This window comes from Streptomyces sp. NPDC031274, from assembly GCF_055570235.1.
Genome location: NZ_JBVIHP010000001.1, coordinates 37442 through 62309 on the forward strand (window position 1 = coordinate 37442; position 24868 = coordinate 62309).

The 24868-nt window shown below is 68.4% G+C and carries 24 protein-coding genes and 1 pseudogene; 8 read left to right on the forward strand and 17 right to left on the reverse strand.

Features of this window, described 5'->3' with window-relative positions; genetic code table 11:
* Positions 1-122: 122 nt before the first annotated feature.
* The 5 genes and pseudogenes from ACZ5CR_RS00210 to ACZ5CR_RS00230 all read right to left on the reverse strand — a co-directional run.
* Positions 123-1436: a hypothetical protein gene (locus ACZ5CR_RS00210; protein WP_468852043.1), complete on the reverse strand. Its 1314-nt coding sequence runs from the start codon at positions 1434-1436 to the stop codon at positions 123-125.
* 486 nt (positions 1437-1922) lie between these two features.
* A complete protein-coding gene (locus ACZ5CR_RS00215; RefSeq protein WP_468852045.1) occupies positions 1923-3938 on the reverse strand; it encodes a DNA recombination protein RecN in 2016 nt (671 codons plus the stop codon).
* 5 nt (positions 3939-3943) lie between these two features.
* Positions 3944-4519 (reverse strand): ABC-three component system middle component 2, encoded by a 576-nt coding sequence (locus ACZ5CR_RS00220; protein ID WP_468852047.1) that lies wholly within the window; start codon positions 4517-4519, stop codon positions 3944-3946.
* Between the two features lie 47 nt (positions 4520-4566).
* Positions 4567-5490 carry a serine/threonine protein kinase gene (locus ACZ5CR_RS00225; protein ID WP_468852048.1) on the reverse strand — a complete coding sequence of 308 codons (924 nt, stop codon included), beginning with the start codon at positions 5488-5490 and terminating at the stop codon, positions 4567-4569.
* Between the two features lie 153 nt (positions 5491-5643).
* Positions 5644-5893 (reverse strand): annotated as a pseudogene (locus tag ACZ5CR_RS00230) (XdhC family protein); the annotation flags it as partial.
* Between the two features lie 351 nt (positions 5894-6244).
* Here ACZ5CR_RS00230 and ACZ5CR_RS00235 point away from each other — a divergent pair.
* From ACZ5CR_RS00235 to ACZ5CR_RS00245, 3 genes are all read left to right on the forward strand, one after another.
* Entirely contained in the window at positions 6245-6598 is a 354-nt protein-coding gene (locus ACZ5CR_RS00235) for an SPDY domain-containing protein (RefSeq protein ID WP_468852050.1), read from the forward strand.
* Positions 6599-6700: 102 nt separating this feature from the next.
* On the forward strand, positions 6701-6991 hold the full coding sequence (locus tag ACZ5CR_RS00240; protein WP_468852051.1) for a hypothetical protein: 291 nt from the start codon (positions 6701-6703) through the stop codon (positions 6989-6991).
* 14 nt (positions 6992-7005) lie between these two features.
* Positions 7006-7827: an SPDY domain-containing protein gene (locus ACZ5CR_RS00245; RefSeq protein WP_468852053.1), complete on the forward strand. Its 822-nt coding sequence runs from the start codon at positions 7006-7008 to the stop codon at positions 7825-7827.
* Positions 7828-8008: 181 nt separating this feature from the next.
* On the opposite strand, the gene ACZ5CR_RS00250 is transcribed toward ACZ5CR_RS00245, so the two are convergent.
* Both ACZ5CR_RS00250 and ACZ5CR_RS00255 read right to left on the reverse strand, forming a co-directional pair.
* Entirely contained in the window at positions 8009-8704 is a 696-nt protein-coding gene (locus ACZ5CR_RS00250; protein WP_468852056.1) for a hypothetical protein, read from the reverse strand.
* 78 nt (positions 8705-8782) lie between these two features.
* Complete coding sequence (locus tag ACZ5CR_RS00255) at positions 8783-9226, reverse strand: hypothetical protein (protein ID WP_468852057.1); 444 nt, start codon at positions 9224-9226, stop codon at positions 8783-8785.
* 185 nt (positions 9227-9411) lie between these two features.
* Between ACZ5CR_RS00255 and ACZ5CR_RS00260 the strand changes: the two genes are divergently transcribed.
* The gene (locus tag ACZ5CR_RS00260; protein ID WP_468852058.1) at positions 9412-10227 is read left to right on the forward strand and encodes an SDR family oxidoreductase; all 816 of its coding nucleotides are present in this window, start codon (positions 9412-9414) and stop codon (positions 10225-10227) included.
* Positions 10228-10260: 33 nt separating this feature from the next.
* Here ACZ5CR_RS00260 and ACZ5CR_RS00265 read toward each other — a convergent pair whose 3' ends face one another.
* Both ACZ5CR_RS00265 and ACZ5CR_RS00270 read right to left on the reverse strand, forming a co-directional pair.
* Entirely contained in the window at positions 10261-12003 is a 1743-nt protein-coding gene (locus ACZ5CR_RS00265; protein ID WP_468852059.1) for a relaxase/mobilization nuclease domain-containing protein, read from the reverse strand.
* The gene (locus ACZ5CR_RS00270; RefSeq protein WP_468852061.1) at positions 12000-12413 is read right to left on the reverse strand and encodes a plasmid mobilization protein; all 414 of its coding nucleotides are present in this window, start codon (positions 12411-12413) and stop codon (positions 12000-12002) included. The genes ACZ5CR_RS00265 and ACZ5CR_RS00270 overlap by 4 nt, the downstream gene beginning before the upstream one ends.
* 278 nt (positions 12414-12691) lie before the next feature.
* Between ACZ5CR_RS00270 and ACZ5CR_RS00275 the strand changes: the two genes are divergently transcribed.
* Positions 12692-12874, forward strand: coding sequence for a hypothetical protein (locus ACZ5CR_RS00275; protein ID WP_468852063.1), 183 nt, complete (start codon positions 12692-12694; stop codon positions 12872-12874).
* A gap of 109 nt (positions 12875-12983) precedes the next feature.
* Here the strand turns inward: ACZ5CR_RS00275 and ACZ5CR_RS00280 are convergent, their stop codons facing one another.
* The 5 genes from ACZ5CR_RS00280 to ACZ5CR_RS00300 all read right to left on the reverse strand — a co-directional run bounded on the left by ACZ5CR_RS00280 (position 12984) and on the right by ACZ5CR_RS00300 (position 17155).
* Positions 12984-13175: a hypothetical protein gene (locus ACZ5CR_RS00280; protein WP_468852065.1), complete on the reverse strand. Its 192-nt coding sequence runs from the start codon at positions 13173-13175 to the stop codon at positions 12984-12986.
* On the reverse strand, positions 13172-14746 hold the full coding sequence (locus ACZ5CR_RS00285) for a hypothetical protein (protein WP_468852066.1): 1575 nt from the start codon (positions 14744-14746) through the stop codon (positions 13172-13174). The genes ACZ5CR_RS00280 and ACZ5CR_RS00285 overlap by 4 nt, the downstream gene beginning before the upstream one ends.
* Complete coding sequence (locus ACZ5CR_RS00290; RefSeq protein WP_468852068.1) at positions 14743-15384, reverse strand: WhiB family transcriptional regulator; 642 nt, start codon at positions 15382-15384, stop codon at positions 14743-14745. The genes ACZ5CR_RS00285 and ACZ5CR_RS00290 overlap by 4 nt, the downstream gene beginning before the upstream one ends.
* A gap of 164 nt (positions 15385-15548) precedes the next feature.
* Positions 15549-16256 (reverse strand): zinc finger domain-containing protein, encoded by a 708-nt coding sequence (locus ACZ5CR_RS00295; protein WP_468852069.1) that lies wholly within the window; start codon positions 16254-16256, stop codon positions 15549-15551.
* A 2-nt stretch (positions 16257-16258) separates the two neighbouring features.
* Entirely contained in the window at positions 16259-17155 is an 897-nt protein-coding gene (locus tag ACZ5CR_RS00300; RefSeq protein WP_468852070.1) for a helix-turn-helix domain-containing protein, read from the reverse strand.
* A gap of 696 nt (positions 17156-17851) precedes the next feature.
* Between ACZ5CR_RS00300 and ACZ5CR_RS00305 the strand changes: the two genes are divergently transcribed.
* The gene (locus tag ACZ5CR_RS00305; protein WP_468852071.1) at positions 17852-18715 is read left to right on the forward strand and encodes a helix-turn-helix transcriptional regulator; all 864 of its coding nucleotides are present in this window, start codon (positions 17852-17854) and stop codon (positions 18713-18715) included.
* Positions 18716-18750: 35 nt separating this feature from the next.
* Here ACZ5CR_RS00305 and ACZ5CR_RS00310 read toward each other — a convergent pair whose 3' ends face one another.
* The 3 genes from ACZ5CR_RS00310 to ACZ5CR_RS00320 are packed head-to-tail and all read right to left on the reverse strand — an operon-like array spanning position 18751 to position 21745.
* On the reverse strand, positions 18751-19941 hold the full coding sequence (locus ACZ5CR_RS00310) for an amidohydrolase family protein (protein ID WP_468852072.1): 1191 nt from the start codon (positions 19939-19941) through the stop codon (positions 18751-18753).
* A 17-nt stretch (positions 19942-19958) separates the two neighbouring features.
* A complete protein-coding gene (locus ACZ5CR_RS00315; protein WP_468852073.1) occupies positions 19959-21140 on the reverse strand; it encodes an MAB_1171c family putative transporter in 1182 nt (393 codons plus the stop codon).
* Positions 21140-21745, reverse strand: a complete 606-nt coding sequence (locus ACZ5CR_RS00320) for a hypothetical protein (protein ID WP_468852076.1) — start codon at positions 21743-21745, stop codon at positions 21140-21142. Before ACZ5CR_RS00320 ends, ACZ5CR_RS00315 begins: the two co-directional genes overlap by 1 nt.
* Positions 21746-22551: 806 nt before the next feature.
* Between ACZ5CR_RS00320 and ACZ5CR_RS00325 the strand changes: the two genes are divergently transcribed.
* Entirely contained in the window at positions 22552-23919 is a 1368-nt protein-coding gene (locus tag ACZ5CR_RS00325) for a helix-turn-helix transcriptional regulator (protein ID WP_468852078.1), read from the forward strand.
* Between the two features lie 118 nt (positions 23920-24037).
* A complete protein-coding gene (locus ACZ5CR_RS00330) occupies positions 24038-24442 on the forward strand; it encodes an acyl-CoA thioesterase (RefSeq protein ID WP_468852079.1) in 405 nt (134 codons plus the stop codon).
* Positions 24443-24868: the final 426 nt, after the last annotated feature.

The window sequence follows — 24868 nt, forward strand, 5'->3', positions numbered from 1 at the left end:
TCTGCTCGACTCCCGTCGTCATGGCACAGTCGCAGCCATGTCCGATGGCGACGGGTGTTGTTGGCCTGCCACCTGCCACCTGCCACCTGCCACCTGCCACCTGCCTCACCGCGATGCGCCGCTCACGGTCGGTCGGGCCAAAAGGTCGACGAAGGCAGCCGGACGGAGGGCAGCTGTACCGCCCGGACCGGTCCGAGAGCGGCTGCTGCAGCGTGAAGGGCTTCGTCGTAGGAGCCGAAACCGAGGGCCTCAGCGGAACAGGCAGCACAGTCACCGGGGCGGCGGGCATGACCGGCGCTGCGATCCGCGGAGCCTCGGACGTGCATGAAGGCGTCGTCGGGAAAGTCGGCCCGAACGGCATGCCAGATCCCGACGCGTTCGGTGTCGGGCAGCCCGGCCGCTACCTCCGGCCGCATCGGCGGCAGCAGGCGTTCGTGGTCCTGGATGAGGAACACCCGGTCGGTGAAGTCGACGCTGTCCCCCTCGGGGCGCTCCTGCTCCAGCCACGCCCGGGCCTGCTCCCGGGTGCCCGGCCCCCACAGGTAATCCGTCGGGAACCGTGTGGTCTCGTAACGAGTGTCGAACTCCGCCCAGTGAGCGTCATCCCAGCGACTGCCCGGTACGAAGGGGATGGCCCGCACCACCACGTGCTGGTACTCGTCGCCCTCCTGATCTTCCACGGGTTGGGGGACGGTGAGAGCGTCGGCGGGTTCCATCCGTGTCCGCCCGGAAACGTTCCAGCTCAGCACGGCGATCTCCCGGCGTAGAGGGGCCGGGTACAGGCGTCCATTTGGGCTGACCTGCCCCCACAACTGATTGATCAGCTCCGCCAGATCCCGCACGGTCCGGGCCGCCCCGACGGGCGTGTCGACATGGTGGCCGGAGGGATGGGCAACGTAGTTACGCAGCTTGGCGAGCGCGTCCTCGACCCCGCGGCTGCGCCGCCCGTGGAGCAGACCCGCCGCACGCGCCCACAGACGGAGCCCGTGCAACATTCCGTTGAAGACGATGACGTCGGTGGCTACGACCAGCTTCGCCCGTTCGCGCATCATTTTGCCCGCGTGCTTCTTGACGTCGTCATACGACGTGACGGTGTAGGAGACGTCCGGGCCCTGGGTGAGGCGGAAGGTGATCGTGCCGGCGCACCACTCCATGAAGCGGTCGCGCAACGCCTGCTCGTAGATGAGGAGTGCCTGGTCGCCAACCATGGTGTACACGTCGTAGCAGAGCACGCCGTAGGCGAAGACGGTGCGCAGCCGCTCGAAGGAGTCGCGTGTTCCAGCCGCGACGCTCTTCGCCAAGACGCAGTCGGCGATCTGCTGCTGCTGGAACTCCGCAGCGTCCTCGGGCTTCATGCGGCTGCCGAGCCCATAGGGGTTGAACGCCAGTGACAGATCGTCCGCGGCGCGCAAATCCTCAAGGGACCGGATCTCCATGTACTTCTCCTCGCGATGGGAAACGGGCCAGCATGCACCTACGGGCCCCCGGTTGGCAACCGTTCGAACCGGCTGTATGTCTACAGCACGCTATGACAGCGGGATCCTTCGTCAGGCGGCTCCGAGCGCTCGACAGGATTGCCCCATGGCGCGGCCAGTGCGGCGGCTAGGGGGGGAAGGCGGCCAAGAGGAAGAAGAGGGGCGCATAGCCGCCGAGCGGCGCGGTAGAGGGCGGCTCCGGCGAACGGAGCGCGGGCTGCGGCGGTGGTGAGCTGACATCACTTCTCGCCTCTGCCGCCCTCTACCGCGCCATGGTCCGCCCACCCGTCCGAGCCCCGGCAGCCACTGATGCTGACCGACACGCGGCTGGCGGACCGGCGTCAGGGTCTAGCCCGCGCTTCAACTGCTGAGTGAGTGATCCGCGACGCTGGGCCTTTTGGGGTCTGTCTGCTACCGAGGAACGGCCCCCGTGTTTGGAAGGGCGTTTCACGCGTCGGCTTCTGCCTCTTCATCCGCACTGGTTTCGTCCTCGATTAGCCCGTACGGCGGACGGTCCTCGTTGCGGCTGTAGCGCACCACCACGCTGCTTTCCACGAGCGGTGGCGGGCTGTTGTCGGCGACGATGAGCTGTGCTTGGCTACCGCGCTCTGCGAGCCAGAGGGAGAGGTGGTGGTAGAAGTCGTCGATGGCGACCGCGTCCGCGATCACGGCATCGAGGGTGCCGCCGTGGCCGAGGTTTTTCTGAGGACTGTCGATCATGAGGAATCCCGGGTGTGCGGCCCCTTCTTCGACGGCGATTTCGAAGACGGCCAACTGCCAGGCCAGGGTGAGCAGGGTGCGGGCGCCGGAGGAGGCTTCCTGATACGGCTCACCGCGTACGAAGGGGGTGAGGTCGGTCTTGATGAAGGGTGTACTGACCTTCGGGTAGCGCCAGGCTCGCAGGAGCTCGCCGTATCGGCCGCTGATCTTGGCAATGACCCGATCGCGATCGTGGGAGGCGTCTCCGAGTCGTGCGAGTTCCTCGCGGAGACGGGCGATCTGGGCTTCGTGGCGTTCCACGGCGTCTGCCCGTTTGGCCAGTCCTTCACGGAGTTTGACCGCGCTCTCGGCCTGTGCGAGTCGGCGCAGGACCTGTTCGCGCCTTCGGTGGAGGTCGTCGCGGGCGGTGAGGAACGGTGAGACGGAGGGCGACGTCGCGGCGTCCAGCGCGGCGGCGGCTTCCTCTTCCCGGACGGCCGCCTCCTCCGCCCGGAGTTTGAGTGCGGCGAGCGAGGCGCCGAGCTCATCGATGTAGGTGGTGATCTCCTTAAGGCGGGCCTTGGTGGACCGGGTCTCGGCCGCGACGTCCACCCGATTGTCCCCGGCCTGGCTGCCGGAATCCGCAGCGCCCAGAACCAACATCCCTTCCACCGCTGTCAGTTCGTGGCGACAGAGGCTGCAGAGTCCGTTGTCGGCGGTGGGGGGAGCCGGCAGCCGGTTCAGGCAGGCGGGGCAGGTAGTGACGCTCAGGGGGTCGAAGATCTGCTGTGCCTCGCCGAGCATGCCGAGCTTGAGGAGATCGTCGGCGTACTGTGCGCGGAGAGGCATCAGGCGTTGGAGCTGTGTTTCGCAGTCCCGCAGGACCGCTGCCGCCCGTTGCGAAGTCCGGGCCGCCTCTTTGTGCTGGTGGCGCAGCTGGGCTGCGAATTCCGTTCCCGCCTGCGCTCGGCGGTCCAACTCCGTGAGCTGGCTCGTGATGTCAGCTAGCTCCTGTTCGTGGAAGGCAGGTGTGGGTTCACCGTCCAGTGCTGTGGGAGCCTGCTCCACGACGAAGGTACGGGCTGCTGCGAGTTCGGCTTTGGCGCGGTTGAGTCGGCCGCCGAGTTCCTGGATGCGCTGGCCGAGTTCGACGGCGCGGTCATCGTGGACACCGAAGGCGACGTCGACGACCTGCCGCAGTTTGTGCTTGCGCATGTAGTCGTTCTCGAACAGGAAGTTCTTGTCCGCGACGCGTTCGTTGGGAAGGAAAGCGAGCCACATCAAGTCGCGGAAGCTGAGCGGGTCCGTGCGGGATTCGCTGTTGGTGGGCGCTTCGCGTAGCTGCACGCCTTCGAGCTTGCAGTGACTCAGGAGGAGGGAGGACAGGCTCTCCGGTGCCCCGGGCGGGTCGATGGGCCTGCTCTCAGCCCTGGACGCGGGCCTGCTGTCGAGCGTTCCCCGGCGAACGAAGGCGACTTTCGAAGGCTCTCCGACCGACCGCTCGATCACATGCGGCTCGCCGGAGAGTTCGACCTCCAAGAGGCATGAACGGACCCGTCGCAGCACCTCCTGGTGGCGGGGGTGCCGTTTTGCGCCGAGCCCATAGGCGATGAACTCCAGCACCGCTGTTTTGCCGGAGCTGAACGCCCCGGCGATAACGGAGAGGTTCCGTACCCGCTGTTCGGCAGTGAAATCGACATCGTACGACCGCTCCATGCCGACCAGGCGCAGACGGCGGATCCGGATGCCGGGAAGCGGCTCCATGGTGATCATCCCTCCCAGGACGTTTCCAGCAACGGGCCTGGCCCCAGGACGCTCATGAGGGCAGCCGCGGGTCCGCCGGGTCCGTCCGGCCTGAGCCACCGTGCGGTCTGCTCGCGCAGCCTTTTGTCGCTGAGTTTGCGGAGCTGGCGGACGACGATGTCGGCGGCGGTAGCAAAAGAGGTGGCGTAGGTGGCGGTGAACTGCCCGCCGAGGTGCTGACCGACCTCTGTGATCGAGTAGGTGAGGGAGCCGTTGCGATTTCGGACCCGGCAGCACCCATAAGCCATCAGGAGCGCCAAGTCGTGCTGGATCCGTTCTCGCCGGCTCGTGAATCGCTGTGAAGAGGACGCGTAGGCAAGGACCTGCGGGTCGAATCCAGCCAGCCGGAGGAGGCTCGCGTCCCGGCCTTCGGAGGGAATCACGAGGAAGGGGTTCGCGGACAGGAAGTCGTAGTACCCGATGCGTTCCAGGGTCGCCCCGTTTGAGTCCTGCGCGGCGACGGCGTCAAGGAGCAGCAGCAGTTGAGCGAGACGGAAAGGTACCTCGTCCTCGGGCATCACAACCGGCCGGTCTGCTTGCACGGCATGCTCCTCATGAATGGTCGAGCGGTACGGACGGATGCGAACCTTCAGTCGTCGGCATGACCGCTCGCGATCTGCCGCCAGTGCGTGACCCACCCTGCCCGACGATTGTCGACCAGCCGGTGGACCAGACCCCAGCTGTGCGTCACCTCCAGCCGCAGCACTTTGGGCAGTTTGTCGTGCTCGCTGCGCACCTCGCGCCATACCCGGCCGTGCAGAGCGGCGAGGGTGCCCTCGGTCGAGCACTCGTTGAACTGCATCTCCCACACCCCGTGAAGGGTGGCGTCGGCAGACCTCAGTGCGGCAACCTCAGCCGGCACGCCCTTGTGCGCGACTTCGCGCGCCACTAGGTCGGCGTTGAAGAACTGCCGTTTCGCCGAGTCCAGTTCGACGTGGCCGGCCTCGGTCATCTGGCGCACGAACAGAGCCGAGTCGAGCGCTGCAGCCTTGTCCTCCTCCACGTCCAGCACGAGGCGTATCTGCTCCTGGGAGGGGACGGCGGGCGCCGTGAAGGGCTCGTAATAGGCGCGGCGTACCTGGTCACCTTCGGGGCTCAGCAGTTTTTTCACGAGTTTCGTCTCGTCCCACAGCTCGATGACGAGGCCATGAGCCTTCTCCTGCCGCTTCTTCCAGCCGTCCCACCATTGGGCCGCCGGCCCGTCCATGCTGGAGGGGATGCACAGGATCCAGAGCGTGATGGTGTGACCGTTGGCCGCCGCGGCTTTCAGCCCGTTCGCGAGGGACTCGCGAATCTGCTGCGATTGGCTGGTTGTGGTCTTCGGCATGAAGTACTTGGACTGCCAGACCGTGATGGCGCCCCCGAGGTCACCGGCGAAAGCGTCGATTCCCCAGTCGCCCGGATTCGCGGCGATCATCCGGACGTTCGGATTGGTCGCGCTGGCGAGCTGCGCGAGCATTTTCTCGAAGTCGGCCCGTGCCCCGTCCGCACTTCCGGTCCGCAGTTCGTGCACTCCAAAATGGATGGGCGGAACACCAGCTGCCACCGGCATGGTGTTGTCCAACCTGCACCCCGCATTCCGCAGGCAAGCCGAACGAACCGCGTTCAGCGGGCTGTTCGCCCTGCACCACACACAGTAACGGCCGTCAGCGTACGTGTTACGGAATCATTTGATCAAGGTGCTTGCAGTCGGCAATATCCCGGCAGTGGCACGGTGGATGGGGCCGGTATACAGACAGCGGCAGTCCACTCGCCCCGTTGGCGTGGCCGATGAACCCCGCGATGATGGACACGGCAGTCTCCTCGGGTGTGCGTGCTCCCAGGTCGAGACCGATGGGGGAACGCAATGCGGCTAGTTGCTCAGCCTCGACATCGGTCTCCCGTAAGAGGCGCAGGCGCTCCTCATGGGTGCGGCGGGGCCGTACCGGAATCACGCCCTCGAGCCTTGCCGTCGCACTGTCCAACAGGGACGCCGCCGATGCCTGCCTGCGGCATCCACGCACGACACCTGGACGTACGGCGCGGCCTCGTCCGTCCCAGCCGCTACGGCCATAAACACCCCAGCGTGCTCACCCCGCACGACTAGGTTCGCTGTCAAGGAAGCCGAAACGGCTGGGTTCGCTATCAACCGACTCGATTGGATGACGAGGAATAGCAGTTCGCCGCAGGCAGACAGGAAAGACCACGGAAAGACTGGCCAATGCGGGCGAGGACATGTCAACGTAGACGACCTTGCAAGAAACCCCAGGTCAGAGAGGTGATTGCCTGTGACCGTAGCCCCTGCCGGCCCTGGTTTCTCCACCACCATCGAAGCTCTGCGGCTGCGCGAATGGCAGCTTGGTTCGGGGCGGCCCACGCTCGTGACGGACCAGTTCGCAGCGGACGACTTCCACCTGATCGTGGACGACCGCGCGGACGTGCACATCAGCTCGAAGGACGGCCGGTTCTACCTTGGCTGGTTCCCGAACGGCCGTCCCGGTACGGATGGTGAGGGATGGGCGATCGCCGTCACTGGCACGGCCAAGGTGCCCGGCTACCGTCTGTCGTTCAACACTGAGACGCCGGCCGACATCGTCGCCGCCGCCGTTGCGCGCGTGCTGGAGACCTCACGCCGCGTATGAGCGTGCAGAGCCCACCGGTGCTCTCGCTCGGAGTGCTGGCCTGCTGCCAGTCGTCTTTCCGTGCCATCGCTCACCATTTCCCCGCGCCCCAGGAGGCTGTTCGTGACATCCCCGGAGATGACCGTCGGTGATCTCATCGACCTGCTGTCCGGCTGCGACCGGAGCGCTCCGGTCCGCCAGGCCATGAACCCCTTCTTCCCGATGGCGCACCGCCTGGCGCAGGTCGTGCAGTCGGTGGACGAGACCGGCCGGACCGTCGTCTACCTCGCCGAAGGGCGGGACGAGTACGCGCAGCTTGGCCATCTGCCGCCCGAGGTCGCCGTCGACCTGACGTGGCAGGGCCCCGCCCAGGCACCCCCGCGCCGCCCCCGCCGCCGTGCCGGCGGCAATTAACCCGCATCGAGCCCTTGGAGGCGCCCCTGTACCCCGATTTCCCGCTCGACTCGTCCACTCCACGCGGCGGCCAGCCTGCGTTCTGGGTCGGGCCCCGGCATCTGGCCGGCGACGATGCGCGCCTCTACGACGCCGTCGCCGACACGCTTTCCGGCCTGGGCTGGACGAGCCTGACGATCGTCCGCGGACGGCACGAGCCGGACGAAGCAGCGGAAGACCGCCAGGTCCTGCGCAGCACCGTCCTGCACATCAGCCCCGACGCCCTGCGCTGGGCGCAGTGGAGCCTGGCGGACGAGCCGTTCCACCTGGGCGACCTGCCGATCGCCTGGCAGATCTCGGCCCGCGCGGACACGAGCAGCCCACTCGCGTCGTGGTCGTCCTACTTCACCACCGACGTCCCCGGTGAGGCCGTGAACGACTTCCTCGTCGCGCTCGACGCCCGCGGCCAACCCGTCGAGCCGCTCGTTGGCTCCGAGATGGTCGTCGACGCCGTCGCCGCACACGGCTGGCTCCGCGACATCGACCAGCCCCAGGCGGCGGCAACGGACCCGACGTTCACCTCGCACATGCGCCTTGGCGAGGTGCCGCCCCTCATCCAGGACGCTGACCCGCGCGCCCTGACCACCGAGGCCGACGAGGCGGGACCCGTCGGATGGCAGGCATGGGCAGAGCCCGCGCTCGCAGCCCCCTGCCTGTGGGCAGCCTCCTTCGGGGCGAGCGTCCCGCACGACCTCGTGGCCGCCTTCGCCGCATCCCTCAGCTCGACAGCACCAGTCCTGCGCCGAGTGCTGCCCGAGGCCACCCGGGAGCGCCTCCTGCGCGCGCCAGCCATCTAACGTCCCGCGTTCAACTCCCAACGCACGCAGCCCGGCCCCTCCCCGTAGGAGGGCGCCGGGTTTCCTGCTTCCCGGGCTTGGATACCTGGCCAAGCTCCTCGCGCCGCTCCGCGGGTCGGCCAGTAACGCACTGCTGCCCCCGGCCATGGTGGTCGGGGGCAGCAGCTGGGTGGTGGAAGGGCTAGCTCGTTGTCGTGGCCTTGGCGAGGGCCTTGTCGAGGTGGCGGTCGACGAGGGCCGGGGAGCCGGAGACGATCATTAGCAGACTGCCCTTGCGGATCGCGGTCTGCTTGACCACGGTGCTCCGTCCTGCGCTGGAGAAGGTCAAGAGCTGGCTCCACTGCTCGTCGCCGAGGCCGCGGGGCGCGGGCAGCTTCTGCGATGCCATGTCGATCGGGGTGCCACCCGCGATGACCTGATACGTGGGGCATCCCGTCATGGCGTCGAAGATCCGGCCGATGGCGTCGGACAGCTTGTTCGCGCTGGCGCTGTACAGCTCCTCGGCGACCTCGGAGTCGCTGCCGCCGTAGGTGAACGCGGCCTTCGCCTTGTGCGGGAAGGTGAGCGTGCCGCCGGTCGCTGCGTCGCCGCCCGGCTTGCTCAGGGCGGGGCAGCCGATGACGGTGACGTCGTCGTGCTGAGTGGGGCGCTCCTGCTTGCGCAGGTAGCCGCTGCCGAGGTCGCTCTGGTCGAGCACGTGTGTCTGAAGTGCTGCCGACGTGAGCGAAGCGGCTGTCTGGGCGGCGTTTGCCGGCTTGCCCTTATGGGCGGCGGGCGTGGTGTCGGGCTGGTTGCCGACGGTGTCGGTGGAGCAGGCAGGCACAGCCAGGAGGGCGGCGGTGATACCGAGGGCGGTGGTGGTGACGCGAACGCGCATGACGGAACTGACCCCTTGGTGCTAGGCGACGGGTGGTCAGTACGGGCCGCAGGCCCGGTGGGGTCGTAGGAGTGGGGATCAGCGCCCGAGGTGGCGCAGGCAGTCCTCGAACGTGGCGTGCGTCGCGTCCGCCGGCCCGAAGTGCCGATTGAACCAGGCGGTGTCGATGCGGGTCTCCTGCTGCTGGTGGCCGGCCCGGCACCGCACCCAGATCTGGTCGCGCGTGGAGAGGATGAGCCAGTCCCGGTACGCGCCGCACTCGGCGCAGGCGACCATCTCACCGTCGAGGACGAGCGGCTGATTCCACGGCATCATCCTGCCGTCGAGCTGGTCGTGGCTCGGTACGCGCAGCTCCGGCGGGAGGAAGTCGTCCACCACGACGGTCGGCTCGGTGTGCTTCGGCTCGGCCGGCGGCACCCCGAAGCCCGCCGGGACCTGGTTCTGCATCCGCGCGTACACCTCGGCGAACTGGCGCTGCGCCTCGCTCGGTCCCTTGGCCCTGCGGCGTATTCGATGAAACACCCTGGCGCCCTCCCTTACCTCGTTCTGCTCGCTTCATGACCGTGCCCCATGCCCCTGGCCGTTTCAATTCACAAATTCCACAGTGACTTTCGGCAGGTCATCACGCATTTCCTCGCTTCCTCGGGGCGGGGCCGTTCTGGGCGAAGCCCTTCGAGTGAGGTAGGGGTCGTCTACCGTGGCATGCCATGACCGTCCTTGTCGTCGGAGGCAGCGGGTTCCTGGGCACCGAGTTGGTCCACCAGGCATCTGCCGCTGGGCATAGCGTCGCCGCGACCTTCGCGACCAGGCCGTGCGCTGGTCCGGAGGCCACGTGGCACAGGGCGGACCTGCGGGACGGCGACCATGTCGAGGAGATCGTCGCCTCGCTCGCCCCCTGCGTGGTCATCAACGCGAGCAGTGGCAGCGCCAACTGGGCTGTCACGGCCGAAGGCTCGGTCCGCCTGGCGATGACCGCGGCGAAGTACGACTGCCGCCTCGTGCACGTCAGCAGCGACGCCGTGTTCTCCGGCACCCGAGTCCACTACGACGAATCCTGTCGCCCCGATCCGGTCACCCCGTACGGCGCAGCGAAGGCCGCAGCGGAGACCGGCATCCGGCTTCTGGACCCAGACGCCGTCATCGCCCGTACCTCTCTGATCATCGGAGACATCCAGTCCGAGCATGTGCGCCTCGTGCACGACCTCGCGACCGGCTCCCGATCCGGTGCCCTGTTCACTGACGACATCCGCTGCCCTGTGCATGTCGATGACCTAGCCGCCGCCCTGCTGGAGCTGGCTTTCACCGATGCGTGCGGCGTACACCACCTTGCGGGTGCAGACGCCGTGAGTCGCCACCGCCTGGGAGTTCTCATCGCTCAGCGGGACGGGCTCGATGCTTCCCGACTGCCGGAGGCCCTTCGGGCCACCACCGCACTGCCCGGCGCACTCGACGTCCGACTCGACAGCCGGGCCACCCAGGCAAAGCTGCGTACGAGATTGCGCGGCGTCCACGAGTTCCTCTGACGCACGGGTGCAGTCGCACCCGCGGCGGGGCGCTCACCGTGTGTTGCCGGGTGCCTCTTCACCGAAACTCCGGCCAGAGGTTGTGGATCGGGACGCCACCGGGCGTACGGCCGTCGGATTCTTTACCGTGCGGTTCTTCGGTATCCCAGTAGCATCGGCCGGCAGATCTGCCCGCCGCCGTAGTCGCCACACCAGAACGTCACTGACGGAGTCCGCGGTGCCGAGTTCCCGGCTCTCTACGGCGTCGGAGAGCAGTGCGGCCGAGTCGTGGCCGGCGGCTTCGGCTTCTGCGATGGTCGCGGCCAGGGCGAACCAGCCGGGCTCGGCGAGGATCTGCTCGGCCAGCTCCGGCAGCGTTTCGCACAGAAGCGTCGTCTGCCGCTGGAGCACAGGCCGGCTAAGGCGTCGGCCGCGTTGGTAGAGCACGCCGAGCGGCTGAGCGGCGGCGAGCTGGTAAGCGCTGCGCAGGTGCTCGGCGGCACGGGTGGCGGCTTCGGCCTGCTGGGCGTGGCCCTTCCTCGCGTGCCAGTGGACGGCGGCGGTGATCAGGAAGAACAGCATGTCGATCGCCATGGCGGTGCTGGCGCCGTCCTCGCCTCGGCCGAGGGCCGGGCCTCCCTGGACGAGGTCGCGGGCGGCCTGTCGCAAGGCTCGGTCGTGTCCGCGTACGGCGCGCACGTGGGAGCGCGAGGCCCGCTCGAACGCGAAGGCGGCGTTGCGTAGTTCGTTGCGGGTGTGGGCTGCGGATGTTTTCGCGAGGGCGTCCAGGACCTCGCCGGTCGTGGCGATGTACGCGGCAGCGACTGCGTCGTCACCGTGCTCGATGACCGGGATTGCGATCCAGGCAGCCGTAGCCGTTCGGCGACGCGCGGCAGAAGGGCTGTTGGGCGATGCGCTGCCGGGAGCTTGTGTCGACGGAGCCTGGTCGGAATCGGCGGACCAGCGCTCCCGAATACGCGGCAGGGACAGATCCGGGGCGAGGCGCGCGCCGGGGTAAAACACGGGCTCGCCGTCCTTGTTGCGGTCATCAGGCAGGGCCACCTTGTATCCGAGCAGATCGCCGGATGGCGCCTCGCGTTTACGGATCAGCAGGCCGGCGGCGGCGAGGCGGCCGAAGAACTCCTCTTCACTTCTGGCGCCGGTCGCCGCCCGGCGTACGCTCTCGCGCAGTTCTTCGCGCGCGGTGCGCTCGCGGCCTTGGCGCTTGGCCTTGTGGCGCTCGGCGCTGGTCGGGCGCTGCGCTGCGGTCCCATCTCCGGTGTTGAGCTGCTTGAGCCCGTAATCGGCTTCGATCAGGCGGGCTTCGGCCTGGGACCGCTTGGCGTCGTTGTTGAGCCGGGGGCGCCGGCCGTCCTCGCGGACGAGCGTGGCGATGATGTGGATGTGGTCGTCGGCATGGCGCACGGCCGCCCAGCGGCATCCCGCTTCGTCGGCGGCCGGCGCGATGCCGGTCGCGGAGACCATGCGTCGGACGATCTCGCCCCATTGCTCGTCGGAGAGAACCGGGTCATCGGGTGCGGCCCGGACCGAAAGGTGCCAGACGTGCTTCGAAGGGCGGCGCGACTCCGCGAGTGCCTGGACGGGTTGGTCCAGGAGCTGCTGCAGCTGTCGTTTCGTGGTCTGCGGACCGCGCGGATCGTGACCGGGATCGGGAGCGAAGCTGTCCCAGGCCGCTACGAGATGCGGGTCGACGTGTTCCTCATGAGTCCCCTTGCCGTAGAGGTAGTTGAGCAGGCCGAATGTGCGCGAGCCGCGTTTGTGGACGCGCGGAATCATCCGGTCCGCGTTTCGGTGTCGAGGTAGTGCTGGATGAAGGTATCCACGCGCTGAGTGGCACGCTGGACGGCGCCGAGTACGGCTTTGGCGTACGGAACGTCGGCACCAGAGTTGGTGGCCTTGGCTACCTGGTTGACGTTGTTGCCGATCTGGCCGAGGTGCCGGCGCACAGCGAAGAGCTCGTTGTGGACTTCTCGTTGGGCGGCGATTTCCGCCGCCGTACGGTCGAGGTCGCGGGCTGCTTTAAGAGCGGCGAGGGCGAGGAAACTGGCGACGCTCATGTGGCACACGGCGGCTGCGCGGGAGAGGAGTTGGTACTCGTCGTCGTTCATGCGGCAGCTGGGCTGACGTATGCGTTTGTTCTCGTCGCGCAAGCGTTCACGCTGCTGCACGTGGGGCTTCGAAGGCACGGCGTGAGTGCAGTGCGCACTGTGGCAGGTGTGCTGGTCCTGCCTCTCAGGATGCGAGCCGCCCTCGGTCGCATCCTTACGGATCGGCGCCCCCCGGTGCCGATCCGCTCCCGCCACTCCAGGGGCGGGGGACGCAAGAGCATTGCTCCCGACGGGAGCAATGCTCTTGCGATAACTTGCTCGCCCTGAGACCGAGTTGAAGTCGGGATCAGGTTCCGGGGCGGTGCCGTTCTTGGGTGCGTTCGTCATCAGGATTCGGGCCTCGTAGAGCGGGTGTGATGCTGGATGGTCGCGGCCAGCGCGAGGACGTCGGCTGGTCCCGTGAGGACATGGACGGGGCCGTCGGGGTGCTCCTGGACAAGCCACTGGCCGGTCGGCGTGAGGAAAGCGGCGTACAGGAGCCGCCGACGAACCAGAACGTCCGCCCAAGCATCGGCCTCAGCGGCGGTCGGCTCGGATGAACGAGGGGGACGCGGAATCAGGGCGTACCTCCTTGAGCGGGGCGGTGGCCCGGTATGAGCCGAGCCACCTCTTCCAGAGTTGGGGCTTTGAGCTGGTGGTTTGGCCGGTTCAGCCGCACTCGGGGCAGCGCCCGACGTGGCTGCTGAGCGCGCGAGCCATCCGCTGCTTCGTCGAGGCCGCCTGCTTCGCGCTGGACTTCGCCGCCGACCTGCCCTCGTGCCGCTGGGAGTGGGCGAGCATGTAGCCGATCTCCCGCTCGTACTCCCCGCGGACGGTGTCGAATTTGTGGCAGGTCTTCATCGGGCGGTGCTCCTTGTCGTGGTGATGCCGTCGCTCCGCAGTTCTCGGAGGACGAAGGTGATGCGGTCGTTCCCGACACCCATCAGCTCCTCGCGGCGGATGATTTCCCGCAGCTGCACCCGGGTGATCGCTTCGTTGCCGTCCCGTGCGAGCAGGGCAGGGATATGGGGACGGACCTCCCGGACAAGCTGGCGCTCCGACTCGTCGAGCTCGCGTACCGGGCGCTGCTTCTGTGGGGAGCGGGACCGGGCACGCTTCCCCTTGTTCTTCGTCCGGGCCTTCGTGGTCGTCTTCCGGGGGAGGGGGACCCTGTTTCCCCGGTTCTCGGTGGTCCCGGTCCCGGACGCGGTGTCGGTCGGTCCCCGGTCCTCAGTGACGCTCGGTCCCCGAGGCGAATCTGGGCCCTGAGCAGCGACTTCTGGCGCCCTATGGCTGGTCCCCGTCGCTGCGGTGTCCTGCTCTGCGGCTTCCAGATTGGCGGGACCGGTCCCCGGGACTGCGCCGTTCTCTGTGGCGTCGGTCCCTGCAGAGGTCCCCACTTCGTCGTCTTCGGTCCCCGCGTGTGGCCGGGCTTTCAAGTCCGCGATTTCGGGGACCGGTCCCCGAGGAGTGCCTAGTCCCCAGGCTGTGTCCGGCTCGTCGCGATCTTGGGGGCTGGGGACGGGGACCGTCGCATTCGCCGACGGCTGCGCGGGGACCGTGGCTGCCGATGCGCTGCTGTGCGCCGGGGACCAAGGAGAGGGGAGCGGGACCGTGGCGAGCGCGAGGGCGTGCCGGCGTGCGGCGAGCTGGTCGAGCAGCTGTGAGCGCTGGAGGGGGTCGGTGCCGACCGAGGCCCTGCCGACGGCCTTCGACAGGCGTCGGGTCAGCCGCTGGCCCTGACGGTTTCGCTGCTGCTCGGGCGTGCGCTCGGCGAGGCGGGCGGCGAGGGTGACGGCGCGGGCGGTGGCCCGGTCCCGGGTGATCTGCGCGGCGTCGCGGTCTCGCGCGGCGATGCCGAGGCGGGATAGCAGGCGCTCGCGCGCCTCCCGGCCCAGGACGGCGAGCAGCCCATGGGAGGCGGCGCCGGGGGTGCGCAGGCGCAGTTCGATGCCCATGGCGATGTGCCACAGCATCGCCGCCATGACAGGTCCGACGAAGGCGCGGACCGTGCCGCCGACCGGGCCGCTCTCGGCGTAGGCGGGGATCACCTGCACGCTGGTGATCACCCAGACCAGCGTGCCCGGCAGACCGGGGGCGCCCTGGGAGGCCAGGTTCTGCCGTGCCATCAGGGCGGTCGCGAACAGGGCGAGTTCGGCGGCGGCGAACATGCCCGTCCGCTCGGCGGTGCCGGCCATGTCGAGATAGTCAGCCGCGAAGCGCCAGCTCGTGTCGGCGCTGTAGGCGGTGCAGCCGAGAGCAGCCACGGCGGCGACCTTGACCGCCGGCCCGCCGAGACGCTTCTGCGGGCGCGTGCCCCGGCGCCGGATGGTCCAGGCGGTCAGCACGAGAGCGAGGACGGCGGGCACGACTGCGGCGAGGAGGAGGGGGAGGTCCGAAGCGGCATCAAGGGCCAGGACAGGGTGGGTCATGCGGCCTTTCCGAGAGGGGCGTCCGCCGGTGTTGATGCTGCCGGGCGGGCTGCCGGCTGCTGAGTGCCGGGTCCTGCGGGCGTGGGGGTGCCCGCTGCCTTGGAGGTCTTCTTCCGCTCCTTCTTGGGGCGGGGCACACCGTACTTGTGGTCGCGGTCGAAGACCTTGTTGGCCGCCCGCCGGAGCAGGTCCCGGCTGTGCTTGTGACTGATCTGCAGGGCGGCGGCGAGCCGGTCGGGGCGCCAGCCACGCACGTAAGCGTGGTCGATGACGACCTGCCGCTCGGCCTCGGTCAGGTGCACATCGCGCCCCTGGAAGAAGGCGGTCACACGCCGGTAGTCCAGGCGCTGGTGCAGGTTGTCGTGCAGGGGACGACGCTCGGCTTCGGTGAGACCGCCCCAGACGCCTTCCTTGAGGACGTTCTCCAGGGCGAAGTCGAGGCAGTCGCGGCGTACGGGGCACCAGCCGCACAGCTCCTTAGCCTCCGCTATCTCTTCGTGGTCCCGGGGACCAGGGAAGAACACCGCGTCGGCATCCTCGACGTCCATGCCGTGGCACGCTCCGCGGGTGTGCCAGCTGGTGTCTCCGATGCCGCGCAGGCCGGTGGCCGGCGCGTCGTGGGTGGTGATGTGGCGCAAGGCGAGTCTCCGATGTGCTGCCGCGTCGGCCGGCCGGAGCGGTGCTCGGCGGGCGCGGCGTGGGATGCCGGCTGCGGCACGAGGGCGTGCGCCGCATCCGGTGCGGGGCGGTGATGTCGGGTAGCGCGGTGCAGCGGACGGGACGCACGCACCGGATGCGCCGGTCAGGCAAGGGAGGGCTGCTCGGCCTGCTCGATCTGCTGGCTGGCCGCAATGTCGAGGCGGCCGGGGTGCGGAGTGGCACGCGGCGCGGTTCCGCGAGCCCCGCCGTCGGGGCTGATCCTTCGACGGCGGCACGGCTCGCCGGGCTGGGCCAGGCACCACTCGCACCGAACGCTCAGGGCGTCCGGCATCCCCTGCGCTACGGCGGCCTCGCGGGCTACTCGGGCCGGGCGGTAGCGCGCTAGGGCGGCGCGGGCGGCGGGCGGTATGCAGGAGCCGATCTCCCGCAGCCGCGCCTCCAGCTTCGGGTCGAACCCGTCCCGGCCAGTGGTTATCGCCGGAGCCTGTGCGGGCTGGGTGGTGCCTGCGGCGACGGCGCGGCGGGTGCCGGCCAGCTCGGCGGTCCAGGCGGCCTGGTCGTCCGGGTCGACGGACGGCGTGGGGTCGGAGTGCCTCGCCAGACGGTCGCGCCGATAGCTCTCCCAGGGACGGGCCACGTCCGCGGGCAGAATCTGGTACGGCGAGGTGCGGACGTGCTGGCGGGCGGCGAAACTGGCGTCCCAGCCGTGCGGCGTGGCCGTCGGTACGTCGGCGAGCAGTTCATGCCACTGCGCGAGCTGGTCGCGGGCCTCGCCCGGGTTGGTGCGGATGGTGCGGGGGTCGAGGCGGCCGATGTAGGCCAGCAGGGCGGCGATTTCGCGGCGGTCCACGGTCAGCCCTCCGTTCCGGTCGGCTCGTCGAGGGCGGCAAGCAGAGCGGCGGTGTGGGCCTCGGCCCGGGTCATGCCGCCCGGTGCGGTGGTGTTCTTGCCGGACACGGCGTAGAGGTTCGGGCGGCTGGGGGCGTGCTCCCTGGCGACCCAGGACTTCCAGTCGGCAGCCCAGGAATCCGCTGGCCGCGGCTTGAAGTCGGCGCGGTGGGCACGCCACTTGGCGTCGGCCGCCTGCAGGCCCTCTTCGCCGAGGCGATCCAGGTGTCCCTGTTGGCGGGCCCAGGTGTTGGTGGCTGGGTCGATCTGCCACTCGGCGGCCGGGGTGACGGCAGCACCACTACTGCTGTACCTCCGGTTCAATACAGGTTCACTACGGTTCTGTGTGCCGGTGGCCGGTACATCGCTGTGCCGGTGGCCGGTACGCCGCTGTGCCGGTTTCCGCCTCGACCTGCCGGTCTCCGGTACTGCCGGTTCCCGGACCCTCGCAGGGGATTCCGGCACCTCACGCGGGCGGATTCCGTACCGCCGCAGAGCCGAGAGCCGGAGCTTCGCAGGGCCGACGGGCTCAGCTGTCGCTGCCGAGTCGCCGTCTTCCTCCTGCTGCTCGCGCTGGGCCTGGCCCACTGCTTCCGCGGTGAGAGGCATGCGGTAGACCGTGCTGCGCTGGGGGCCGACGAGGTCGTCGAGCTGCTCTAGCTCGCCGACCAGGAGCAGGCGCTCGACGGCTTCGCGCACCGTGGACACTGAGGCGTGGGTGCGCTTGGCCAGGGTGGACAGCGAGGCGTAAGAGATGCACTGCTCGTCGGCCACTCGGTCTGCGATGGACAGCAGGACCAGGCGCGCAGCCCCTCGACTGGCGCTGTGCTCCCACACCCAGTCGCTGGCTTCGATGCTCATCGGCCGCCTCCGACGACGGGGCGGGACCAACCGGTTGCCGTACCCAGGATGAGGTGGTCCGGCTCCGGGCGCTGAGGCGCCGGGGCGGAGTTGACTGCCGCGCAGGCCACGCGGGAGGGCCTTTTGCGCAGGACAGGAGGCATGGGATACTCCCCTTTGCAGTGTTGCCACGCTGGTGCGCCCCTGGAAGGACTCAGCGTGGTGATGGTGGGCAACCTCCGCCCTTGCCGGGGCGGTCGTGCCACTTAGCGTTCGGCGTCTGGGAGTTACAGCTCTCGGGCGCCGTCGCTGTTTACGGGACCTGCTCGGTCCGGTCCGTGCTCGCGGGCTCCTCACGTCCGTCGTCGCGGGCGGGCTGCCCGGGACGACGAACATACGCACGGACCCGTGTCAAGATCCAGAGTTGGTTCTTAAACCCTGTACTGGTTGCAGAGAGTCGCCGCGCAATCCTCCGCCGGATTCATCTGCGGCTGATGTGATGTGCAAGCGGGGCCCCGGTCGACTGTTCGCACTGGCTGTGCGTATCGGCTTGGCGAAAGGGGCAGGGCGGCACGAGCGGGCTCCCGGGGCCGGACGGGCTCAGGTCGGCGACGAGGTGTACGGATCACCCCTCGTTCGCTACGCTGAAACTATCCCAGAATTGGGAAACAGGTCAACGGCCTGTGATTTCTTCAGTAGAAACAACCAGGGAGTGGAATGCCGCCTCGTCTCTTTGACGGTCGCCGCCTCTATGACGTGCGGCGCGCTGCGCATCGCACGCAGGGCGACGTGGCCCAGGAGCTGGGCGTATCGCCATCGTCGGTCGGCAGTTGGGAGACCGAGCAGTGGCCCCCGGACGCCGAGAAACTGCCTGCAGTCGCTGCTGCGGTCGGACGGGACCTGGACGAGCTATTTCCGCGTCCGGGGCTCCCGGACCTTGCCGATCTGCGCTGCGACGCGGGCATCTACCTAAAGCAGGTGCCGGAGCTGATCGGGACGAAGAGCGCCGGCCCTGTGTCGAACGCCGAGAAGGGCGTCCGGCGGCTCAGCGAGCAATACATCGCGCCGCTCGCCAGGGGCTACGGGGTGACCGCGGAGGCGTTGCTGGCGGCGCAGGAGCGATCATTCGGGCAGGAGGCTCCGCCACCTGCCACGGAGGTCCCCAAGTCGTTGGCCGAGAAGATCAGCTATCTACTTGCGCACTCTTATGCGGGCCCGGAGGCGCGGCCTTCGGACGAGGACCTTGCTCGCCAGGTCAACGGGCATGCAGGGGCCCCCATCGCCACGGAGGCCAGCATCTGCGCGCTGCGGACCGGCGCTGAGACCGAGGCTTCCCTTGCGCTCCGGGATGGGCTGGCGGCCGTGTTCGGTGTATCGACGATGTACTTCCAGCCCCACGAGGCCACAGCGCGCCAAGTCGTCGAAGGGCTACAGCTCCTGGCCTCGGGAAATGTCGGCAAGATGGCGGCGCGCGGTCTGGGCGAGGAAGGGCTCAGCGCCGAGCTCCTGGCCTTCATCAACAAGGCCGCCGCCGAGCTGCAGCAGCGAGATCTGCCTGGGGCCGACGGCCCCAAGCAGTAGTCCTCGCTTCAGGTGCGAACGCAGCGTGTGACCGTCTATGCCTGGCCGGGGCGGGAGCTGCGGACGCCGCAGGCGAAGACGGCCCGGACGTCCTCCAGAGCGGTGAGGTCGGTCAGCGGGTCTCCGTCCACGACGAGGATGTCGGCGCTATAGCCGACCTTGATCTGTCCCGTCTGGTCGGCCAAGCCCAGTGCCAGCGCCGCCTCGCTGGTGGCCATCTCCAGGATTCGGTCGTTGGACACGCCCAGGTGCTCGTAGAACTCCAGCGCGGCGATCAGCCCGTCGTGACCCGCCCGCTGCACACCCGCATCGGTGCCCGCGATCAGACGCACGCCGGCCTCGGCCATCTGCCGCACCGCGCCGAACATGGCCTCGGCCCGCTCCGGACCGAAGAAGCGTGGCAGCATCTTCCAGTGCGGGCTTACGGCCGGGCACACGTGGATGCCCTTGGCGACGATCTTTTCCAGGATGTCGTCGCGAACCTCGATGCCGTCCTCGGTCATCCAGGTGCAGTGCTCGATGGTGTCGACCCCGGCCTCGACGGCCGCCGTGATCCCGTCGACACCGTGCGCGTGCGCGGCGACGGGCAGTCCGGCGGCGCGGGCCGCATCGACCAGCGCGGCGAGGTCGGCGGGTGCGAACTGGGTCTCGTGACTCTTGGCGCCGCCCTTGGTCAGGCCCCCGCCGGTCTCCATGACCTTGATGACCTGAGCGCCGGCTTCGGCATTGCGCTGGACCAGCTCGCGGATCTCCTGCTCGCCGGAGACCTCCCCGCCCAGGAACCAGCAGTGCCCGCCGGGAGGTGTGAGGGGTACGCCCGCAGAGACGATGCGCGGCCCCGGTGCGTCGCCCTGCTCGATCTCCTGGCCCAGGCGCACCGCGAGGTGACCGCGGTCACCCAGGTCGCGGGCGGTGGTCACACCGATCCGCACCAGCTGCTCGGCTCGAGCCCGCATCCCGTCCAGCAGGGCCTCGTCCTCCTGCTGCTCCAGAGTGGCGACTGGGTCGGCGCCCCCGTCGAACGCAAGGTGCACGTGCGCGTCGATCAGTCCGGGCATCAGCGTGCTGGCGGGGTAGTAGAGGCGTGGCTCGTCCGCCGGCGCGAGGGCCTCGACCTCTTCCCGGCCGCCGACGGCTGCGATCAGGCCGTCTTTGATCAGGACTGCTCCGTCGGTCACGTACTGGCCACGGTCCCCGGTCAGGACTCGTCCGGCGCAGATCAACATGCGTAACTCCCTTGTGCTTAACCGTGGTTCGCGGCCGTCATGGCCGACATGTTCCGAGGGGTGGCGCGACGCAGGGCATCCGCCAGGGCCACCAGCTGCTCGACGTCGGCATCCGGACCCTGCTGCGAGGGCAGGGCCAGAGGAACCGCAGCCACTGGTTCCACTGTGCCTGATGTGCCGGGTGCTCCGGCGGCAAGCGCGTCGCGCAGGCTCTGAGCCAGTGCCTCGGGCGGCGCGCTGTCCAGGGCCGCGTCACGGGCGCACTGGTCGGGCAGGGCCGGTAGGTACGGGCTGACCTGCACCAGGCCGTCGCGGCACTCCACCACGCGTCGGTGGTAGCGGCGGTGCACACTCCGGGCGTTCCAGGTCTCCCGCCAGGACTTCGCAGTCGGCTGCAGCACGCTGGCTGGGTACGCCTCGGCCAGCAGTTCCCACAGGGGCTGCAGACGGTGGTGGATGCGGCGGTGCCGGTGCCAGATCCGTACTGCCGTTATCCGGGCCCGTGCGATCGGGTAACTGACACCGACGACGAACAACATGATCGACATCACCAGTAGGGCGGCCACCGCGGCGTTCAGGCCCGAGGGAACCGTGCCGCCCATGCTCCGGAGGATCACGAATACAGCGCGGATCGCGCAGGCGCATGCCATGGAGGCCAGTCCGACGGCGGTTGTCCACAGGCCGGTGGAGTGCGGCCGGGGGGAGAGCCGTGCGTAGCGGCAGGTCCACCAGAAGGCGGCTCCGAGCGCATACATCATGTACAGGCCCGCCAGCAGGTAGAAGCCGGCTACCTGGGGAATGGTCATGTCTGCCGTGGAGAAGCTGCCGACCAGGACCTCGTGAGGGCCGCTCGCGACGATGGCCACCAACGCCGCGACTACCAGCACCAGACCGGCTGCCTCCCGGCGAGCGCGGCCTCGGCCGGTCTCCTCGTCGGCGGCGGAGTGCAGGTAGAAGCACATCAGGAAGAAGAGGGTCGCCAACAGCAGCACGTTCTGCAGCAATTTGGCCGCGCCGTGTCCGGCGACAGCGTCAACTCCGGAAGCGCCGCCCGGCATGGCCAGGGGGTACGACGCAGCGGCACAGACCAGGCAAAGGGTGACCGAGCGCAGCGGGGCATTGTGAGGATCCCGGACTACCTGGTGGACCTTCCAGGCGATGGCCGCCGCGAGCGCGGCGAAAAAGGCCATGGTCACCATTACAACCACCCTCGGGTGTCACCGAGGGCGGAATTGACCCGCCGTACCGCAGGGTCCTGCGCGACGGCGGGAGTGGTGCGGTTCAGCACGGAGGACCACTGCAGGATGATTGTCGCGCTCAGCTCCACTTCGCATTCCTCTTCGGAGTCGTAGGTGCAGCGCTTGCGTACCCGGCGGATGCTGGCGGCGTTCAGGGCGGGGAGCATTCCGGCCCACCATCCTTCTGCCGGATCGTCGGGGTCCTCCGTAATGCCTTCGTCGTCGTTGGCCAGGATGTGCCCGACCTCGTGCAGGATGATGTGGTCCTGGTGCAGCCGCGTGGTGTGCTGCTGATAGACGATGAGGTCGGCGGCGGGGGTGTCGACCCACAAACCCAGCGGGCCGGGCATCGGCATCGGATAGGGGCGCAGCTCGATGTGTCGTCCCCGCTTCGCGGACAGCGCACAGCACAGCGCCGTCACATCCAGCGGCGGCTGAACGTCCAGAGCGCGCAGCTGGCGCCGAAGGCGCCGCTCCAGATCGCGATCGCCGGCTCTGAGGCGCGGAGCACCGTGGGGGCGGAGCCCCCGTTCATCCACGGCTGCGGCAACCCGCTGGCGGGGCACCTTCAGGAGAGGCGACCTCGACTCGGCGAGTAGGCCGCTGTTTCGCCACCACATAAGTCTTCCTCTTGCTCGTGCCCCACTGCTGCGCCCGAAGGGGCCGACGCGGGTGAGGCGGGTCGTGCTGTGATGCGTAGCGGATCGTGCTGGCGCAGGGAGTAGGCCACGAAGCCCTCGCCTGCGGCTATGGCGGGGACGCGACTCCGCCACCATCTCCGTCAGCGGGGTGGAACCAAGTCCGGGGCACACGAGTCCCCACGCTGCACGGGATACGCGATGACCTTCACCGCGCCCCGCAACGGTTTGTTGAACCTGCTGACAGAGGGATTCAAGCCAAACCACCGAGAGCGAGTCAACGGTCACTATTTGCCCGAATTTGCACCTGTAGGTGACTCGGGTGGCAGGTGCTCTTCGGTTCGGTCGCGGATCCTCAAGTCGCTTGCCACGTAAGCGGAATGGGGTGATCCATTGATCCACCCGAAGGTCCTTCGCGGGCGGCCCGGGGTGGTCGATTCGAAGCAAAGCGAAAAGCGGCAAACATTTGCCGCTTTTGCAGATTGATCATGAATCGCAGGTGGGGATGCCCCATTCGGTGATGAATGCCCTTCGTCTATCCGGGGCGCAGATTCTGGACGGAGCAAGATCGCCTGGGCGGTTTGTGGTCCACACCACAACTGGTCAAGAGCGCCTAAACGTTGCGTATCGTCTTTAGTGGGGAAACGGCAAGGCGGGGGTCAGCGATCATGCTGACCTCCTCTTTCATGCCCGGAAACGGGCATCTCCCCGTTCGAGCAAAGAGGGAGAATCTCATGGCCGCGAAGGAACCGGATCCCGACCGCACCAGTGATGCGGAAGCGGAGATTCCCTCCGAGGAAGTTGTAGGTCAGCTCGCCGGCCACTTCATGGGGTTTGGCGCGATGCTCAAGCGCTGGCGGAAGGATGCTCGCGTCATCCAGGCCAAGGCAGCCCGTGCGCTGGGCATCAGTGTGCGCACCTACCGCGACATCGAAAACGGTGCGACACCACGGTTCTCTCAGAAGCAGTGTGACGCGCTGGCCGAGCTGCTGAACCTCGACTCCGGCGAGCGCCACGCACTCTTGCTCTCCAACGTGGGCACCTACCTCCGGGCTGCGCCGGCGGAAGGGCAACCCGAGGTCGCCGCCGCACTGCGGCTCCTCATCGATAAACAGATGCCCAGCCCCACGTACCTGAGCGACAGAAACTGGAACATCCTGGCCTACAACCAAGCCATGGCGGAGCTATGGCCATGGGTGATGGAGCCGGGGGCCAACCTGATCCGCTGGGCTCTCACCACCGCCGAGGGCCGTGCCACTTACCACGACTGGCACAAGCACGCCATGGTCTTCATCAGGATGCTGCGCTTCGCCCTGACCACCCACGGCGACGACGCCGACCTCCTGAAGCTGATCGAGGACGTCAAGAAGAACCTCGATATCCGGCGTATCTGGGAGTCCGATGCCGACCTGGTCGAGCACCGCGACGGACACGTCTTCCTCGCCTCCGTGCCGACGCTCGACTACCGGACGATCGAGATCGTCAGCCACGTCGCCTACCCGGCGATCATGCCCGACTGCCGTTTCGTAGTCATGACGTGGGTCGAGGCAGGCATCGAAGTGGAACCGGACGCCATGCACGACGCACTCGGCGGCGTCCGCGATGCCTGGGCCGACGAAACGCACAACTCTGCGCAGGAGATAGACCGGGCGCAGGGGCGGATGGCCCAAGCCGACCGCCTGCGTGACGAAGACCTCCGTCGGGCTCGCATCCAGGTCAGCAGTCCGGAGGAGGCCGCAGCTCGGGCGGGCGAGGACGGCATCCCCCTGCCCGCGATCAGCTCCCGGATGGGCCCCGACGCGCAACTGGCTCTCTCGCCCTCAAAGCGCAGCGTCACCTGGGCAGTCGAGGAGGCCCCCGAACGCTGGGGAGTGACCGAGGTCGCCCCTCTCACGGTGCTCGCGCGACTTTCCTGGGACGATCTTGAAGGCCAGATCCGAGCCGAGGTGAGGGACGTGGTCCGGGCTTCATTGCCGACCGATCCAGAAGGTGCTGCCACGACGATTGCCCGCTACTTCACAGAGGCGGATGCATGGTTGAGCCTTCTCCACGAGATCCGTACGGAGCTGCCGTCGGCCGATGGTGATCGGTCGAACCCGTAGGGCAAGACCGCCACGGAACCCCCGCCAGACTCCGCAAGGGCGATGCGCCGGATTCGATGCGGCTGGCCTGGCCACCACCACGCCGCCGCAGCCTCTCACCAGCAGAAGGAACCCTCTCGTGCACACGTACACCTACCCTTGCCCGTTGCGCTGGGCAGACGCGGACGCTTACGGGCACATCAACAACTCCATGTATCTCCGATACATGGAGGAGGCACGCACACGCATGTTCCGGGAGGTTCTGGCGGCTGGCGAGGCTGGCCTTCAGAACGCGTTCGTCGTGAGCCGTGCCGCCATCGACTTCCGCGCCCCATTGCACTACCGCGAAGTGCCGGTCGACGTGGACGTCCGGGTGACGCAGAGCCGGGCGGTTTCCTTCGAACTGGCCTATGAGATCCGAGATGCCAACCTGTTGTACGCCGAGGGCACGACCATGATCGCCGCGTACGACCTCGGCTCCGGCCGACCTCGACGCCTCACCGAAGCCGAGAGGGCGTTCGTCGCGCGCTACACCGAATCCTGAACAGGGAGCGTTACCGCCGACGTCCGGGATCCGGGATAGCTCGGTTCGAGGGCAGCCCCGTCCAGCCCCTCGGCAGGGCGGCATCCCGACACATCTACCACGTCGATGCCCAGGGCACGCTGCATCAGGGTTCCAATTGCGGTGCTCGATATAGCCTCGGTTGACCTGCCGCGCTCACCCCTTCCGCCTGCGGATACGCGACCGTGCGGTTGCCTGGTGCCACCTGGCTGTCCATCAGAAGTCGCCTCAGCTGGCCTGGCCGAGGACGGAGGGTTCGGTCCGAGACCGCTGGTGACCGCGGGCAGGGTGCTGGAACCGAGACCTGCGGCCCCGATCACCGACGCGAGGGCAGATGTCTGCTCGGTGACGTCACGATCGAGTTGTGGTTCGCCTCGCGGTTGCGCGAGGAGCGCTGGCACCCGAAGC